This is a genomic window from Citrobacter sp. XT1-2-2 (assembly GCF_023516235.1).
Lineage (GTDB): Bacteria > Pseudomonadota > Gammaproteobacteria > Enterobacterales > Enterobacteriaceae > Citrobacter > Citrobacter werkmanii.
The window spans coordinates 2,183,751-2,199,228 of sequence record NZ_CP097324.1 but is presented as its reverse complement, the minus strand read 5'-3'; the positions used below and the strand labels follow the sequence as shown (position 1 = coordinate 2,199,228).

Here is a 15,478-nt window from a genome sequence, read left to right as displayed (position 1 = left end):
GCCTGTTCAGTTGTCTTAGTTCTCAGTATCGAGCTCGTCGAAGCTTTTCACCAGGTCATCAATCGCTTTGATCTGCGTGAGGAACTGTTCCAGTTTCGCCAGCGGCAGTGCGGATGGGCCATCGCATTTCGCATTGGCTGGATCCGGATGCGCTTCAATAAACAGACCTGCCAGACCTACCGCCATGCCCGCGCGCGCCAGTTCAGTCACCTGACCACGACGGCCGCCGCTTGCGGCACCAAACGGGTCGCGGCACTGCAGCGCATGGGTGACGTCGAAAATCACCGGCGAATTGCCAGAGACCTTTTTCATCACGCTAAAGCCCAGCATATCCACAACCAGGTTGTCATAACCGAAGTTCGCGCCACGGTCACACAGGATAACCTTATCGTTACCGCCTTCATGGAATTTATCCACGATATTACCCATCTGACCCGGACTTACGAACTGCGGTTTTTTCACGTTGATAACGGCACCGGTTTTCGCCATCGCTTCCACCAGATCGGTCTGGCGAGCGAGGAATGCCGGCAGTTGAATCACATCCACCACGTCAGCAACAGGCTGTGCCTGGCTGGCTTCGTGAACGTCGGTGATCACTTTTACGCCAAAAGTTTGCTTCAGCTCCTGGAAGATTTTCATCCCTTCTTCAAGGCCCGGCCCACGGTAAGAGTGGATGGAAGAACGGTTGGCTTTATCAAAGGAGGCTTTGAACACGTAAGGGATACCCAGTTTTTGAGTAACGGTTACGTAGTGCTCACAAATGCGCATCGCCAGATCGCGGGATTCCAGCACGTTCATTCCGCCAAACAGCACGAACGGCAGGTCATTTGCCACGTTGATGTCGCCAATGCTAACCACTTTTTGTTTCATAGGATCGCCTTAAACGGTAGGTAAAGTGTCATTAATCAATGCAATACAATTTGTTTGTGCGAAATGGTATTAATCTGCGCACGAATCATTTCGCTGATCGGGTCTTCCGGACACTGCTCAACGAAATAACTTAAATCTGTCAGCGCAACATGTTCACACTCCAGTTGCGCATATATCAATCCCCGATCGCGTATTTCATACGGGTCTTCAGGATTAAACTGTAATAATGCTTCACTGGCTCGCAGCGCCAGTTCCATTTGCCGCTCTTCCATCAGCGATGATTTCAATGTGTCGAGCAGTTTGCGGATCACTTCTGCGTTATCCGCTTCATCCAGATCTTCATTGAACAGTTCCGCGACCGGGCTGATGTTCCCCTTCAGCCACACTTCCAGCGTGTGTTCATTTAACGTTTCGCCATTGAACGGATTGATTAGCCACATTTCGCCATCAAGCGATTCAATGCGCAGGATGAGTTGTGTCGGGAAAATCACCGGTACCAGCGGCAGATCAAGTCGGTTGGCAATCCATAATAAGATCGCGCCCAACGACACCGCACTGCCCTGACGATTTTTCAGAACCTGGTCGAGCCATAGTGCATCAGAAAGACGATAGACGCCGTGGGTATCCGTAAACCCCCATTCGCCGTAAAAAAGTGCCAGCAGTTTTTCCAGTTGCTCATCCTGAGACAGGAGCTGGCTAATTTCTTCTTGCGCCAGACTGACCAGACGTTCCAGTTCGTCATAGACAGTTTGTGTTGGAAAATCCAGACGGATAGACTCCGACGCCAGGATCATCCCATCACACAATGGCGCTTTATTAAATTCGAAATCAGCTAACGACCTCATGACTTACCCCAGTAACGGTATTTTTGTGGTGGCGAGTTTAATGATGATGTACAGCACCACCAACGCCAGCGGAAATGCGACTAATCGCGCCTGCTGGCTGCGCGCCCGACGGTAATCGAGCGCAATAAAACCCAAAACGATGTAAATGATAACCCCAAACAGCTTTTCAGTCAGCCATGTCCCTTGTTCGGTGAATGGCAGGATGTGCGTTTTAATCATTAACGCCACGCCGCTGACTAATAAAACGGTATCCACCACCGGCGGCACAATGCGCGTCCAGCGGGCACGGGCTAGACGCGCGTCGGTGTAACGCCACCAAAAACGCAGCGTCAGCAGACTAACGGAAAACGCAATGCTGATGAGATGAACGTTGAGTAACACACTGATGGTACTCATGATGGGATGCGTCCAAGCGTAATTCGCTCGTTGCCGCCATAATCACGGCAGGTTTCAACCGCCAGATAACCCGCGCGCGTAAAGGCATCGCGCACGGCCTCACCCTGCTGCCAGCCATGTTCCAGCAACAGATAGCCGCCGGGCGTTAACACGTGCTGAGACCGATCGATAATATGTACGATATCCGCCAGCCCCCGATCGCCCGCCACCAGCGCCGACAGCGGCTCAAAGCGCACATCGCCCTGCGCCAGATGCGGATCCTGTTCGTCGATGTACGGAGGATTGCTGACAATCATGTCAAACTGCTGCCCCTGCAAAGCGCTAAACCAGTCGCTTTGCAGCACGCGAACATTGCCGATAGCCAGGTGCTGCGTATTACGCATAGCCAGCGCCACGGCATCCGGCATCCGATCAACCGCCGTCACCGCGCAATCCGGACGCTCGGTTGCCAGCGCCAGGGCAATCGCGCCCGTACCGGTCCCCAGATCGAGAATGCGACATGCACAGGCTGGCAGGCGAGCCAGCGCCTGCTCCACCAGACACTCGGTATCCGGACGCGGAATCAGCGTGGCTGGCGATACAAACAGCGGCAGCGACCAAAACTCGCGAACGCCGGTTAAGTGCGCCACGGGTTCGCCCCGCTGACGCCGCTCCAGTAATGTGTCGAGCTGCTGACGCTGCGCCTCGGTTAACAGCGTTTCGCCAAAAGCCAGAATAAAGGTGCGCCCCTTACCGGTAACGAACTCGAGTAAAATCTCGGCGTCACGGCGCGGGCTTTCGCTTGCCGGTAATTGGCTTATCGCTTCACGCAGCCAGTGCTGATAGTCCATCAATCCTGCTCGGACAATGCCGCCAGTTGGTCGGCCTGGTATTCCTGGACAATTGGCTCAATGAGCATATCCAGTTTGCCTTCCATCGCTTCATCCAGACGGTAGAGCGTCAGGTTAATGCGGTGATCGGTCACGCGCCCCTGCGGGAAGTTATAGGTGCGGTTGCGATCGCTGCGATCGCCGCTGCCCAGCAGGTTGCGACGTTCAGAGGCTTCCGCCTGTTGACGCCTTGCCACTTCGGCCGCACGAATGCGCGCCCCCAGCACCGACATCGCTTTCGCTTTGTTTTTATGCTGTGAACGTTCGTCCTGACATTCCACCACGATGCCGGTTGGCAAGTGGGTAATACGGATTGCGGAGTCGGTGGTGTTAACGTGCTGGCCCCCTGCGCCTGATGAGCGGAAGGTATCAATACGCAGATCGGCCGGGTTGATGTCCGGCAGTTCAGCATCCGGCAGTTCCGGCATGACCGCGACCGTACAGGCAGAGGTGTGAATTCGTCCCTGTGATTCCGTCGCCGGTACGCGCTGCACGCGATGACCGCCGGACTCAAATTTCAGTCGGCCATAAACGCCTTCGCCGCTAATCTTGGCAATGACTTCTTTAAATCCGCCATGCTCGCCTTCGCTGGCGCTCATGATCTCAACCCGCCAGCGACGCGCTTCAGCGTAACGGCTGTACATGCGGAACAGATCACCGGCAAACAGCGCCGCTTCATCACCACCGGTTCCCGCGCGCACTTCAAGGAAGGCGTTACGTTCGTCATCAGGATCTTTCGGTAACAGCAGAACCTGCAGGTGTTGTTCCAGCTGTTCACATTTCTCTTTTGCTTCGCGCAGTTCATCCTGCGCCATTTCACGCATTTCAGGATCGTCGAGCATCATCTGAGCCGTCTCGATATCTTCCTGAACCTGTTGCCAGTCCGTAAAACAGCGCGATACATCGCTTAATTGGGCATATTCGCGCGACAGTGCACGAAAACGTTCCTGGTCTGCGATAGTACCCGCATCGCCGAGCAGCGCCTGAACTTCTTCATGGCGTTCATGCAGGGCTTCCAGTTTGGCAACGATAGAAGGCTTCATAGGCGTAAATGCACCCTGTAAAAATAAGATTGGTGTGCTGCTACTCCAGCCCGAGGCTGTCGCGCAGAATATTCAGGCGTTCACTATCCCCGTCACGGGCGGCCTGTTGAAGTGATTTGGTTGGTGCATGGATTAGGCGGTTAGTCAGTTTCCAGGCCAGATCCTGCATAATGGCTTGCGCATCACCGCCCTGTTGAAGAGCGGCCAACGCTTTGGCGGTCAGTTCATCACGGATCTGTTCTGACTGACTGCGATACTCGCGGATAGTGTCGCTTGCGCCCTGGGCACGCAGCCAGGCCATAAACTCACTGGTTTCCTGCGCTACAATCGTTTCGGCTTCCACAGCAGCCGCTTTGCGCTGCGCCAGGTTATGCGAAATGATGCTTTGCAGATCGTCAACGCTGTACAAGTAGGCGTTGGACAATTTGCCCACTTCCGGCTCGACATCGCGCGGTACGGCGATATCCACCAGCAGCATAGGCTGGTTGCGACGGTTTTTAAGCGCACGCTCTACCATTCCTTTACCGATAATCGGCAGCGGACTGGCGGTTGAACTGATAATAATATCGGCATCCTGCAAGCGGGCGTCGATATCGCTCAATGAAATCACTTCGGCGCCGACTTCATCCGCCAGCACCTGCGCGCGTTCACGCGTACGGTTGGCGATGATCATATTCTTCACTTTGTGTTCGCGCAAATGACGCGCGACCAGCTCGATGGTCTCGCCTGCGCCGACTAACAGCACGGTTACCGTGGAGAGCGATTCAAAGATCTGCCGCGCCAGCGTACAGGCGGCAAAAGCCACGGAAACAGCGCTGGCGCCGATATCGGTTTCGGTACGGACACGTTTAGCGACAGAGAACGATTTCTGGAACATGCGCTCGAGCGCACTGGCGTTCTGGTGGCCTTTCTGCGAATCCGCAAAGGCTTTTTTCACCTGTCCCAAAATCTGCGGCTCGCCAAGCACCAGCGAATCCAGACCACTGGCAACACGCATCAGATGGCTGACGGCGTCATTGTCCTGGTGCCAGTACAGGCTATTGCGCAGATCTTCTTCATTAAGATTATGGTATTCGCACAACCAGCGAATCAGCGCTTCTTGCAGGTTATCCTGCTCTTCCACGCTGAGGTAAATCTCTGTGCGGTTACATGTCGACAGCACTACCCCGCCCTGCACCATTGGCAGCGCTTGCAGGCTGTCCAGCGCCTGATCGAGCGTATCCGGCGAAAACGTTACGCGTTCTCGCAGCGATACAGGTGCCGTTTTATGGTTAATACCAAGCGCTAAAAGGGTCATGTGAGCGGGAATAGTACCAGCGTTGATAAGGTTAGACTGGGTGCATCATACAGGATGCGTGCGGTCAATAAAAGAGACAGCCCCCTTTTGGAGTAATAGCTTAGCGCACAAATTTAAGCGATTTAAGATAACTTGAACGTAGACGATGTCAGATGGTGGCGCTAGCATTGAGAGTTATAACTGCAACGTATCTCAAGGATTTGTCATCATTATGACCCTGCCTGATTTTCGCCTGACTCGCCTGCTGCCCCTTGCGGCCCTGGTTCTTAGTGCCTGTACCCTCAACGCGCCGAAAGGTCCCGGCAAAAGCCCCGATTCCCCGCAGTGGCGCCAGCACCAGCAGGAAGTACGCGCCCTGAACCAATATCAGACGCGCGGTGCGTTCGCTTATATCTCCGATCAACAGAAAGTGTATGCCCGCTTTTTCTGGCAGCAAACCGGACAGGATCGCTATCGTCTGCTGCTGACCAACCCGCTGGGAAGCACGGAACTGGAACTCAATGCGCAGCCGGGCAACGTTGAACTTGTCGATAATAAAGGTAAGCACTACACCGCCGACGACGCCGAAGAGATGATTGGAAAACTGACCGGCATGCCTATTCCGTTGAACAGTCTGCGCCAGTGGATCCTTGGTCTGCCGGGTGACGCTACCGATTACAAGCTCGACGACCAATATCGTCTGAGTGAAGTGAACTACAGCAAAGACGGTAAAAGCTGGAAAGTGGTCTATAGCGCCTACGACAGCAAAACGCAGCCTGCGATGCCGGCCAATATGGAGCTGTCCGACGGCTCCCAGCGTATTAAGCTGAAAATGGATAACTGGATTGTGAAATGATGAGCCATTGGCCCTCTCCGGCGAAACTGAATCTGTTTTTATACATTACCGGGCAGCGTGCGGACGGTTACCACACGCTGCAGACGTTATTCCAGTTTCTCGACTATGGCGACGAGATTGGCATCAATCTGCGCCACGACGGTGAAATTCATCTCTTAACACCGGTGGAAGGCGTTGCGCATGAAGATAACCTGATCGTGCGCGCGGCGCGTTTGCTGATGAAGACGGCGTCTGCGACCGCTCGCCTGCCCGCAGGAAGCGGCGCGGACATCAGTATCGAAAAACGCCTGCCGATGGGTGGCGGCCTGGGCGGTGGTTCGTCAAATGCGGCCACCGTTCTGGTGGCGCTGAATCATCTCTGGCAGTGCGGGCTTTCGGTTGATGAACTGGCGGCAATCGGCTTGACGCTGGGGGCGGATGTTCCCGTGTTCGTGCGCGGCCACGCGGCTTTTGCCGAAGGCGTGGGAGAAATTCTGACGCCGGTCAATCCCCAGGAAAAATGGTATCTGGTCGCTCATCCGGAAGTCAGTATTCCAACGCCGCTCATTTTTAACGATCCTGACCTCCCGCGTAACACGCCAAAAAGGTCAATAAAAACGTTACTAAAATGTGAATTCGGCAATGATTGCGAGGTTATCGCAAGAAAACGTTTTCGCGAGGTTGATGCGGCGCTTTCCTGGCTGTTAGAATACGCGCCGTCGCGCCTGACTGGTACAGGGGCCTGTGTCTTTGCTGAATTTGATACAGAGTCTCGTGCTCGCCAGGTGCTTGAGCAAGCCCCGGAATGGCTCAAAGGCTTTGTGGCGAAAGGCGTCAACCTCTCCCCTTTGCATAGAGCGTTACTCTAAATCATTCGGGTTTCAGGAAGATGGCGAGATGACGGAGCGCCTGGCGCATACAACAGTATGTACTGGTGTGAGGAATTAACGCCAACGCACATGAAACGCGAAGGATGAAGGGTAAACCGGGCAAGCTGAGTTGCGGTGACAACGTCACCCTGTTCCAGACGTTGCATCGCGCTCTTTAATACACCGCATGGAGAGGATACTGCCTGGCCCGCACAGTTTTCGGCAGATTCTTTCCACCAATGGACGCATGCCTGAGGTTCTTCTCGTGCCTGATATGAAGCTTTTTGCTGGTAACGCCACCCCGGAACTAGCACAACGTATTGCCAACCGCCTGTACACTTCACTCGGCGACGCCGCTGTAGGTCGCTTTAGCGACGGCGAAGTCAGCGTACAAATTAATGAAAATGTACGCGGTGGTGATATTTTCATCATCCAGTCCACTTGTGCCCCTACTAACGACAACCTGATGGAATTGGTCGTTATGGTTGATGCGCTGCGCCGTGCTTCCGCAGGCCGTATCACTGCCGTTATTCCTTACTTCGGCTATGCACGTCAGGATCGTCGCGTACGTTCCGCTCGTGTACCGATTACCGCTAAAGTCGTCGCTGATTTCCTGTCCAGCGTTGGCGTTGACCGCGTCCTCACCGTTGACCTGCATGCTGAACAGATCCAGGGCTTCTTTGACGTACCGGTTGATAACGTATTCGGTAGCCCGATCCTGTTAGAAGACATGCTGCAACTGAACCTGGACAACCCGATCGTGGTTTCTCCGGATATCGGTGGCGTCGTGCGTGCCCGTGCTATTGCTAAACTGCTGAACGATACCGATATGGCTATCATCGACAAACGTCGTCCGCGTGCGAACGTTTCTCAGGTGATGCACATCATTGGTGACGTTGCAGGTCGTGACTGCGTACTGGTTGATGACATGATCGATACCGGCGGTACGCTGTGTAAAGCAGCAGAAGCACTGAAAGAACGTGGTGCAAAACGCGTATTTGCTTACGCAACCCACCCGATCTTCTCAGGTAATGCGGCAAACAACCTGCGCAACTCAGTGATTGATGAAGTCGTTGTCTGTGACACTATTCCACTGACTGACGAAATCAAAGCACTGCCAAACGTGCGTACATTGACCCTGTCGGGTATGCTGGCCGAAGCGATTCGTCGTATCAGCAACGAAGAATCCATCTCTGCCATGTTCGAGCATTAATCGAGCCCGGCTCAAAAACCCGCTGCGGCGGGTTTTTTTATCTGTAATACTTATTTGTATGACTTTTGCCTCCTTCACCTGCCATTTAGTTGACAGATGATGCGCTCATGGATGAAACATTATTGTGAACAGATTATTTTCCTCACATGTGATGCCTTTCCGCGCCCTCATCGACGCTTGTTGGAAAGAAAAATATACCGCTTCTCGCTTTACCCGTGACCTGATCGCCGGGATAACCGTGGGGATCATTGCCATTCCTCTGGCAATGGCCCTGGCAATAGGCAGTGGCGTTGCGCCGCAGTACGGTCTGTATACCTCCGCCGTCGCTGGGATTGTTATCGCCCTCACCGGGGGGTCGCGCTTTAGCGTCTCTGGCCCAACCGCCGCCTTCGTGGTGATCCTGTATCCGGTGTCGCAACAGTTTGGGCTGGCAGGCCTGCTGGTTGCCACGCTCATGTCCGGGATATTTCTGATCCTTTTCGGCCTCGCCCGCTTTGGTCGCCTGATCGAATATATTCCCGTGTCGGTTACGTTAGGCTTTACGTCGGGTATTGGTATCACCATCGGTACCATGCAGATTAAAGATTTTCTTGGCCTGCAAATGGCCCATGTACCGGAGCACTACCTGCAAAAAGTTGGTGCGCTGTTTATGGCCTTGCCGACCATCAACTTCGGCGATGCCGCCATTGGCGTTGTAACGCTGGGGATCCTGATTTTCTGGCCTCGTTTGGGGATCCGACTACCGGGCCACCTTCCTGCTCTGCTGGCAGGCTGTGCGGTAATGGGAATTGTGAACCTGACCGGTGGTCACGTTGCGACCATCGGTTCCCAGTTCCACTACATTCTGGCTGACGGCTCACAGGGTAACGGTATCCCGCAGTTGCTGCCGCAACTGGTATTGCCGTGGAATATGCCCGAGTCAAACTTTACCCTGAGCTGGAGTTCGTTACAGGCGCTGTTACCGGCAGCCTTCTCGATGGCGATGCTGGGGGCGATTGAATCTCTGCTGTGCGCCGTCGTCCTCGACGGGATGACCGGCACCAAGCATAAAGCCAACAGCGAGCTGATTGGCCAGGGGCTGGGTAACATCGTCGCGCCGTTCTTTGGCGGTATCACCGCCACGGCGGCGATTGCCCGTTCTGCGGCCAACGTCCGCGCCGGGGCAACCTCACCCATTTCTGCGGTCATCCACGCGATTCTGGTGATCCTGGCGCTATTGGTTTTAGCGCCGCTGCTTTCCTGGCTACCGCTTTCCGCCATGGCCGCACTGCTGCTGATGGTGGCATGGAACATGAGTGAAGCCCACAAAGTGGTGGATCTGCTGCGCCATGCGCCAAAAGACGACATCATCGTCATGCTGATGTGTATGTCGCTGACGGTGCTGTTCGACATGGTTATCGCCATCAGCGTCGGGATCGTTCTCGCCTCTCTGCTGTTTATGCGCCGTATTGCGCGTATGACGCGTCTGGCGCCGGTCAACGTTGATGTACCAGGCGATGTTCTGGTGCTACGCGTCATCGGCCCGCTGTTCTTTGCCGCAGCGGAGGGATTATTTACCGATCTCGAGTCGCGTATTGCGGGTAAACGCATTGTGGTATTGAAGTGGGACGCAGTCCCGGTGCTGGATGCCGGTGGTCTGGACGCCTTCCAGCGTTTTGTTAAACGTCTGCCGGAAGGTTGCGAATTACGTATCAGTAACCTGGAGTTCCAGCCGCTACGTACTATGGCGCGCGCGGGTATTCAGCCTATACCAGGACGTCTGACGTTCTTCCCGAATAAAGACGCCGCGCTCGCAGACATCATCTAACCCGTCGCGGGTCGTCGAAGCGCTACAGATAAAAAAATGGCTCCCGCGGGAGCCATTTTTATACCAAGCTTAATGCTTACGCTTTCAGCAGTTGCTCAGCCGTCGCCTTCACGCTCGCCAGCAGGACTTTCACATCCTCCAGGCACACGGTCGGGTTCAGCAGCGTCAGCTTCAGGCAGGTGATGCCATCGGCTTCGGTGACGCCGACGTTGGCGCTACCGGAAGCCAGCAGCACGTCGCCGATACGCTGGTTGAGCAGCGCAACAAACGCCATATCGTCGCTTGCCGGACGGAAGCGGAACAACACGCTTGCCAGCTGCGGCTCCATCACCAGCTCCAGATGCGGCTGGGTTTTCACAAACTCAGCCACATCACGGGCCAGCGTTACGCCGTTATCGATAATTTCGGCATACTGCTTTTTACCCAGCGCTTCGAGGCCCATCCACAGCTTCAGCGCGTCGAAACGGCGCGTGGTCTGCAGCGACTTCGACACCAGGTTCGGCACGCCGTGCTCTTCATCGAAATCAGAGTTCAGGTACGCCGCCTGGTAGCGCATCAGCTCGTAGTGACGCGCGTCTTTTAACAGGAACGCGCCGCAGCTGATGGTCTGGAAGAACTGTTTGTGGAAGTCCAGCGTCACGGAGTCTGCCAGTTCAAGACCGTTCAGGAAGTGACGATACTGCTCAGACAGCAGTAACGCCCCGCCCCACGCCGCATCGACGTGCATCCAGATCTGGTGCTCTGCCGCCAGCGCCGCGATATCCGCCAGCGGGTCGATAGCGCCCGCATCGGTCGTCCCGGCCGTGGCGACAATCGCCATCACCTGCTCGCCGTTGGCTTGCGCCTGGGCCAGCTTGTCTTTCAGGTCAGACAGGTCCATACGTGAGAACACATCGGTCTTCACCTGAGTAACGGAACGGTAGCCCAGCCCCATCAACGCCATGTTTTTCTGCACGGAGAAATGCGCGCTTTCAGAGCAAAACACTTTGATTTTGCTCAGGTCGCCGGTCAGACCATTCTGCTGAATGGAGTGTCCCTGGCGAGCAAAGAACGCGTCGCGCGCCAGCATCAGGCCCATCAGGTTACTCTGGGTGCCGCCGCTGGTGAACACACCTGCATCACCTGCCGCATAGCCCACCTGCTCACGCAGCCATTCGATCAGTTTGATCTCAATGATCGTGGCCGACGGGCTTTGGTCCCAGGAGTCCATGCTCTGGTTAGTGGCGTTGATCAGCACTTCCGCCGCCTGGCTAATCACCAGGCTTGGGCAGTGCAGGTGCGCCACGCACTGCGCATGGTGAACCAACAGGCTGTCTTTGAGAAAGTATTCAACCGCACGCTCAATAGCGGCCTGGTTGCCCAGGCCTTGAGACGTAAAATTCAGGTTGATACGTTCGCGCAGCTGCTCAACGGTTTTGCCCTGATACATTTCAGGCTGCTTCAACCATTCAACGACCGCTTTCGTACTCTGCTCGATAGCGTCCTGATAGGCGGCAATACTCTGCGCCGAGCCGGACAGAATCGGGTTTACGTCTGACATTCGATCCAACTCCGTTTAAACCGGCTTCACGCCAGCGCCCAGCAGGGCGTTTTCGAATTTATCGAGGAACACTTCCAGCTCAGCGTTAGTGATCAGCAGAGACGGCAGCAGGCGCAAGACGCAACCGTTACGACCACCGCGCTCCAGAATCAGCCCGTTTTCGAAGCATTTTTTCTGCAGCAGCGCAGACAGCTCGCCATCGGCCGGGTAGCAGCCCATGTGATCCTGCGCTTCGTTCGGCTTAACGATTTCCAGACCGATCATCAGACCCAGACCGCGCACCTGGCCAATCACCGGGTAGCGTTTCTGCAGGTCAGCCAGTTTGCCTTTCAGCCACTCGCCCTGGGCGGCAACTTTGTCGGCAATCTTGTCATCTTTAAGGATCTTCAGCGTTGTCAGGCCAGTCGCCATCGCAAGCTGGTTGCCGCGGAAGGTACCGGTATGGTGGCCCGGAGCCCACGCATCGAACTGCTTCTTAATCCCCAGAACCGCCAGTGGCAGACCGCCGCCCACCGCTTTGGACATGACGATGATGTCTGGCTCGATACCCGCATGTTCGAAGGCGAACAGCTTACCGGTACGCGCGAAGCCTGCCTGGACTTCATCGATGATCAGCAGAATGCCGTGTTCCTGAGTGACTTTACGGATGCGCTGTAACCACTCGACCGGCGCCGGGTTCACGCCGCCTTCGCCCTGCACGGCTTCAAGGATCACCGCAGCCGGTTTACGCACGCCACTTTCAACGTCGTTGATCAGGTTTTCGAAGTAGTAAGTTAATGCTTTCACGCCAGCCTCACCGCCGATACCCAGCGGGCAGCGGTACTGATGTGGATACGGCATAAACTGCACTTCCGCCATCATGTTGCTGACGGCTTCTTTCGGCGACAGGTTGCCGGTTACGGACAGCGCGCCGTGGGTCATCCCGTGGTAGCCGCCGGAGAAGCTGATAATGCTGGAACGGCCGGTTACTTTCTTCGCCAGCTTCAGCGCCGCTTCAACGGCATCGGCACCGGACGGCCCGGTGAACTGCAGGCAATACTCTTTGCCCTGGCCCGGTAATAAAGACAGTAAATAAGATGAAAATTCATCTTTTAACGGCGTGGTAAGATCAAGCGTATGTAACGGTAAGCCGCTTGTGATGACACTTTGAATGCTCTGCAGCACTTCAGGATGATTGTGACCGAGCGCCAGGGTACCGGCACCTGCAAGACAATCAAGATATTGATTATTTTCTACGTCAGTAATCCAGACGCCCTGCGCTTTCGCAATCGCTAATGGCAGTTTACGTGGATAGCTGCGGACATTAGATTCAAACTCAGCCTGTCTTGCTAAAAAGGTATCATTGCTCTGCGGTAATGAATTAGCACTTAAAGTATCAATACGGACTTTATCCGTCATCATATCACTCCTACAACCAGGTGTAGATTAACGCCTGATTGAATAAATGGTTATAAGGATTACCTGTAAAAAAGCGCGGCTAATATATGTTGTTTTAGCACAGGACTCAATCATTTATTTTCCAACGTCTTAAATGAGCATTTTTACCTTAAAATTCAAAGCATAAAGTACATCCGACATTAGGAAATCATAAACAAATATAGCTATTTATTTTACAAAATTGTTGCCAGTCGCAACGTATACGATGTTATAAAAACCATGAGGTTTTCATGTTTTTATTATTTTTTTACATGTTTTTACCATTAATAATGTACGCGTTTATTCACTACGACATGATTTTTCACTTATTTTTCGATAAATCGAATAAAAAAGTCGATCCCTAAATATAAATCACTTAGTATGGCGCGCTTATTTACAGGCTCTGTAAATAAAGAACTAATGCGCAGCACCCGGTAACGCGTACAGGCGACACGCGTTATCGACAACAGGGATTCCCTGGGTTGTCAGCAGAAATGTTCGCGGGCGGACATTTCGTAAGGAGAACGTGCGTTCCCTTATGCCGAGAATGAAAATTTTCTAGCCATACTTTTATGGCGCCCTGATATGAGATTGTTATGACTCGCATTTATCCACCATCCGTCGTTGCCAAATTTGGCGGCACCAGCGTCGCTGATTTTGATGCGATGAACCGCAGCGCCAGCATTGTTCTTGCTGATCAAGATGTCCGTTTAGTCGTTTTGTCTGCTTCCGCAGGCGTAACAAACTTACTGGTCGAGCTTTCTGAAGGTCTGGAAACACATCAACAATTAGATAAGCTTGAGACGTTACGCGCCATCCAATACAACATTATTTCCCGCCTGAAGCAGCCGTCCGTTATCAGCACGGAAATCGATAATCTTCTCAACAACATACGCCGCCTTGCAGAAGCGGCGACGGTTTCACCGTCCGATGCGCTAAGCGATGAGTTAGTCAGCCACGGCGAACTGATGTCCTCTTTGCTGTTTACTGAAGTATTACGTGAACGGCACGCCGAAGCCGGGTGGTTTGACGCCCGCAGCGTAATGCGTACCAACTCGAACTACGGCTGCGCTGAACCGGATCTCAGCACCCTGCACCACCAGGTGGAGACTCATCTGCGCCCGCGTCTTGAACAGGCTATTATGGTTACCCAGGGATTTATTGGTCGCGAAGCAGGCGGGCATACCACAACGCTGGGACGCGGCGGGAGTGATTACACCGCCACGCTACTTGGTGAGGCGCTGCACGCCGCACGTGTGGACATCTGGACTGACGTTGCCGGGATCTACACCACCGATCCGCGCATTGCACCACGGGCCAAACGGATCGACCATATCTCATTTTCCGAGGCCAGCGATATGGCCGCCTACGGTGCGAAGGTTCTTCACCCGGCGACGCTGCTCCCGGCAATGCGGAAAAACATTCCGGTCTTTGTTGGCTCAAGTAAAGATACTTCTGCCGGTGGTACGCTGGTGCACAACACCACCGATAATCCACCGCGTTATCGGGCACTCGCCGTGCGCCGTAAACAGACGCTATTACGATTACACAGTTTGCAGACACAACCGCCCTGTGCTTTTCTGGCGCAGGTATTTGCCATTTTATCCCACCACGCGGTGGCAGTGGATTTGGTCACGACATCAGAAAATTGTATTGCGCTGGCGCTGGACGCCACTCATGCGACATCGGGTGAGGACCATATACTGAGCACGGCATTGTTTACCGCATTGTCCTCCCACTGTCGGGTGGAAGTGGAAACCGGACTGGCATTAGTCACTTTGGTGGGCAATAAACTGACCCGGGCTGCGGGGGTTTGCAAAGACGTTTTTGCCTGGCTCGAAGAGCATACGGTACGCATGATTTGCCACGGCGCATCAAACGATAACTTGTGCATTTTGTTACCAGCCGACGCGGCGGATAGCGCGATTAAGACGTTACATTATCGATTATTCGAATAACATCTCTGCTAATGCGCAGCGAAGATAAGCGCATTTATCCAGGACAACATGAACAAGCAGAGGACTGGTTTTCAACCAGGACTCTGCCCGCAAACAGTGGCTCTCGCAGCGGAGAGGCTATTTAGTTGTGGTGATGATTGGTATCACCGCGACGGCAGCGTTTGTCATAATGACGTACCCACCAGTAACGGTCACTGATTTGTTCGTGCCCGCCGACTCTGGCCCCCGCTAACCAGAGAACTCCGCCGACAAAAATACTGAGCACGGCACCATGTGCGAAAAACTGTGGCAGATTAAATTGCGGCAATTGGTTTAAAATAGAGTAACCAACGCCACCCACCATCACCACCAACCCTAAAGCCATGAGCACGTTACCGAGTAACGAAGCGTTTTTGCGTTTCATGTGTCACCTCCGGAACTTTGGGTTGTTACAGGGAATCCCCCTAATCCTTATGTGTAAAGTATAGACAACACTGCCGTTCGCAAGTGCGGGAGCGATCACAATTACAAACACCCGCGCAACAAAACTTTACAAATAAGC

14 protein-coding genes are annotated in these 15,478 nt (G+C 54.0%); 5 read left to right on the top strand and 9 right to left on the bottom strand.

Features of this window, described 5'->3' with window-relative positions; translation table 11 throughout:
* Nucleotides 1-15 precede the first annotated feature (15 nt).
* From kdsA to hemA, 6 genes are read right to left on the bottom strand one after another with little or no spacing between them, the layout of a single operon-like run.
* Nucleotides 16-870 (bottom strand): 3-deoxy-8-phosphooctulonate synthase, encoded by an 855-nt coding sequence (gene kdsA / locus M4I31_RS10415; protein WP_038641145.1) that lies wholly within the window; start codon nucleotides 868-870, stop codon nucleotides 16-18.
* Nucleotides 871-905: 35 nt separating this feature from the next.
* A complete protein-coding gene (sirB1, locus tag M4I31_RS10410; RefSeq protein WP_006684256.1) occupies nucleotides 906-1,715 on the bottom strand; it encodes an invasion regulator SirB1 in 810 nt (269 codons plus the stop codon).
* 3 nt (nucleotides 1,716-1,718) lie between these two features.
* The gene (gene sirB2 / locus M4I31_RS10405) at nucleotides 1,719-2,111 is read right to left on the bottom strand and encodes an invasion regulator SirB2 (RefSeq protein WP_085048083.1); all 393 of its coding nucleotides are present in this window, start codon (nucleotides 2,109-2,111) and stop codon (nucleotides 1,719-1,721) included.
* On the bottom strand, nucleotides 2,108-2,941 hold the full coding sequence (prmC, locus tag M4I31_RS10400) for a peptide chain release factor N(5)-glutamine methyltransferase (protein ID WP_085048082.1): 834 nt from the start codon (nucleotides 2,939-2,941) through the stop codon (nucleotides 2,108-2,110). The genes sirB2 and prmC overlap by 4 nt, the downstream gene beginning before the upstream one ends.
* Nucleotides 2,941-4,023, bottom strand: a complete 1,083-nt coding sequence (gene prfA, locus M4I31_RS10395; protein WP_038641152.1) for a peptide chain release factor 1 — start codon at nucleotides 4,021-4,023, stop codon at nucleotides 2,941-2,943. The genes prmC and prfA overlap by 1 nt, the downstream gene beginning before the upstream one ends.
* A gap of 40 nt (nucleotides 4,024-4,063) precedes the next feature.
* Nucleotides 4,064-5,320 (bottom strand): glutamyl-tRNA reductase, encoded by a 1,257-nt coding sequence (gene hemA / locus M4I31_RS10390; protein WP_038641154.1) that lies wholly within the window; start codon nucleotides 5,318-5,320, stop codon nucleotides 4,064-4,066.
* A 211-nt stretch (nucleotides 5,321-5,531) separates the two neighbouring features.
* On the opposite strand from hemA, the gene lolB reads away from it, so the two are divergent.
* The 4 genes from lolB to dauA all read left to right on the top strand — a co-directional run bounded on the left by lolB (nucleotide 5,532) and on the right by dauA (nucleotide 10,023).
* Nucleotides 5,532-6,155, top strand: a complete 624-nt coding sequence (gene lolB / locus M4I31_RS10385) for a lipoprotein insertase outer membrane protein LolB (protein WP_085048081.1) — start codon at nucleotides 5,532-5,534, stop codon at nucleotides 6,153-6,155.
* Entirely contained in the window at nucleotides 6,152-7,003 is an 852-nt protein-coding gene (ispE, locus tag M4I31_RS10380; RefSeq protein ID WP_085048080.1) for a 4-(cytidine 5'-diphospho)-2-C-methyl-D-erythritol kinase, read from the top strand. The genes lolB and ispE overlap by 4 nt, the downstream gene beginning before the upstream one ends.
* 265 nt (nucleotides 7,004-7,268) lie before the next feature.
* Nucleotides 7,269-8,216, top strand: a complete 948-nt coding sequence (prs, locus tag M4I31_RS10375; RefSeq protein WP_001518537.1) for a ribose-phosphate diphosphokinase — start codon at nucleotides 7,269-7,271, stop codon at nucleotides 8,214-8,216.
* 124 nt (nucleotides 8,217-8,340) lie between these two features.
* Nucleotides 8,341-10,023, top strand: coding sequence for a C4-dicarboxylic acid transporter DauA (gene dauA / locus M4I31_RS10370; RefSeq protein WP_085048079.1), 1,683 nt, complete (start codon nucleotides 8,341-8,343; stop codon nucleotides 10,021-10,023).
* A gap of 76 nt (nucleotides 10,024-10,099) precedes the next feature.
* Here dauA and M4I31_RS10365 read toward each other — a convergent pair whose 3' ends face one another.
* Entirely contained in the window at nucleotides 10,100-11,563 is a 1,464-nt protein-coding gene (locus M4I31_RS10365) for an aspartate aminotransferase family protein (RefSeq protein ID WP_085048078.1), read from the bottom strand.
* A gap of 15 nt (nucleotides 11,564-11,578) precedes the next feature.
* Nucleotides 11,579-12,964, bottom strand: a complete 1,386-nt coding sequence (locus tag M4I31_RS10360) for a diaminobutyrate--2-oxoglutarate transaminase (RefSeq protein ID WP_038641163.1) — start codon at nucleotides 12,962-12,964, stop codon at nucleotides 11,579-11,581.
* Between the two features lie 611 nt (nucleotides 12,965-13,575).
* On the opposite strand from M4I31_RS10360, the gene lysC reads away from it, so the two are divergent.
* The gene (gene lysC / locus M4I31_RS10355) at nucleotides 13,576-14,937 is read left to right on the top strand and encodes a lysine-sensitive aspartokinase 3 (RefSeq protein WP_085048077.1); all 1,362 of its coding nucleotides are present in this window, start codon (nucleotides 13,576-13,578) and stop codon (nucleotides 14,935-14,937) included.
* A 121-nt stretch (nucleotides 14,938-15,058) separates the two neighbouring features.
* Here lysC and ychH read toward each other — a convergent pair whose 3' ends face one another.
* Nucleotides 15,059-15,340 carry a stress-induced protein YchH gene (ychH, locus tag M4I31_RS10350; protein WP_085048076.1) on the bottom strand — a complete coding sequence of 94 codons (282 nt, stop codon included), beginning with the start codon at nucleotides 15,338-15,340 and terminating at the stop codon, nucleotides 15,059-15,061.
* Nucleotides 15,341-15,478: the final 138 nt, after the last annotated feature.

What these genes read in the sequence shown, in the direction of transcription:
- kdsA (WP_038641145.1), bottom strand. Translation starts at nt 870, where the DNA reads ATGAAACAAAAAGTGGTTAGCATTGGCGACATCAACGTGGCAAATGAC.
- sirB1 (WP_006684256.1), bottom strand. Translation starts at nt 1,715, where the DNA reads ATGAGGTCGTTAGCTGATTTCGAATTTAATAAAGCGCCATTGTGTGAT.
- sirB2 (WP_085048083.1), bottom strand. Translation starts at nt 2,111, where the DNA reads ATGAGTACCATCAGTGTGTTACTCAACGTTCATCTCATCAGCATTGCG.
- prmC (WP_085048082.1), bottom strand. Translation starts at nt 2,941, where the DNA reads ATGGACTATCAGCACTGGCTGCGTGAAGCGATAAGCCAATTACCGGCA.
- prfA (WP_038641152.1), bottom strand. Translation starts at nt 4,023, where the DNA reads ATGAAGCCTTCTATCGTTGCCAAACTGGAAGCCCTGCATGAACGCCAT.
- hemA (WP_038641154.1), bottom strand. Translation starts at nt 5,320, where the DNA reads ATGACCCTTTTAGCGCTTGGTATTAACCATAAAACGGCACCTGTATCG.
- lolB (WP_085048081.1), top strand. Translation starts at nt 5,532, where the DNA reads ATGACCCTGCCTGATTTTCGCCTGACTCGCCTGCTGCCCCTTGCGGCC.
- ispE (WP_085048080.1), top strand. Translation starts at nt 6,152, where the DNA reads ATGATGAGCCATTGGCCCTCTCCGGCGAAACTGAATCTGTTTTTATAC.
- M4I31_RS10365 (WP_085048078.1), bottom strand. Translation starts at nt 11,563, where the DNA reads ATGTCAGACGTAAACCCGATTCTGTCCGGCTCGGCGCAGAGTATTGCC.
- M4I31_RS10360 (WP_038641163.1), bottom strand. Translation starts at nt 12,964, where the DNA reads ATGATGACGGATAAAGTCCGTATTGATACTTTAAGTGCTAATTCATTA.
- lysC (WP_085048077.1), top strand. Translation starts at nt 13,576, where the DNA reads ATGACTCGCATTTATCCACCATCCGTCGTTGCCAAATTTGGCGGCACC.
- ychH (WP_085048076.1), bottom strand. Translation starts at nt 15,340, where the DNA reads ATGAAACGCAAAAACGCTTCGTTACTCGGTAACGTGCTCATGGCTTTA.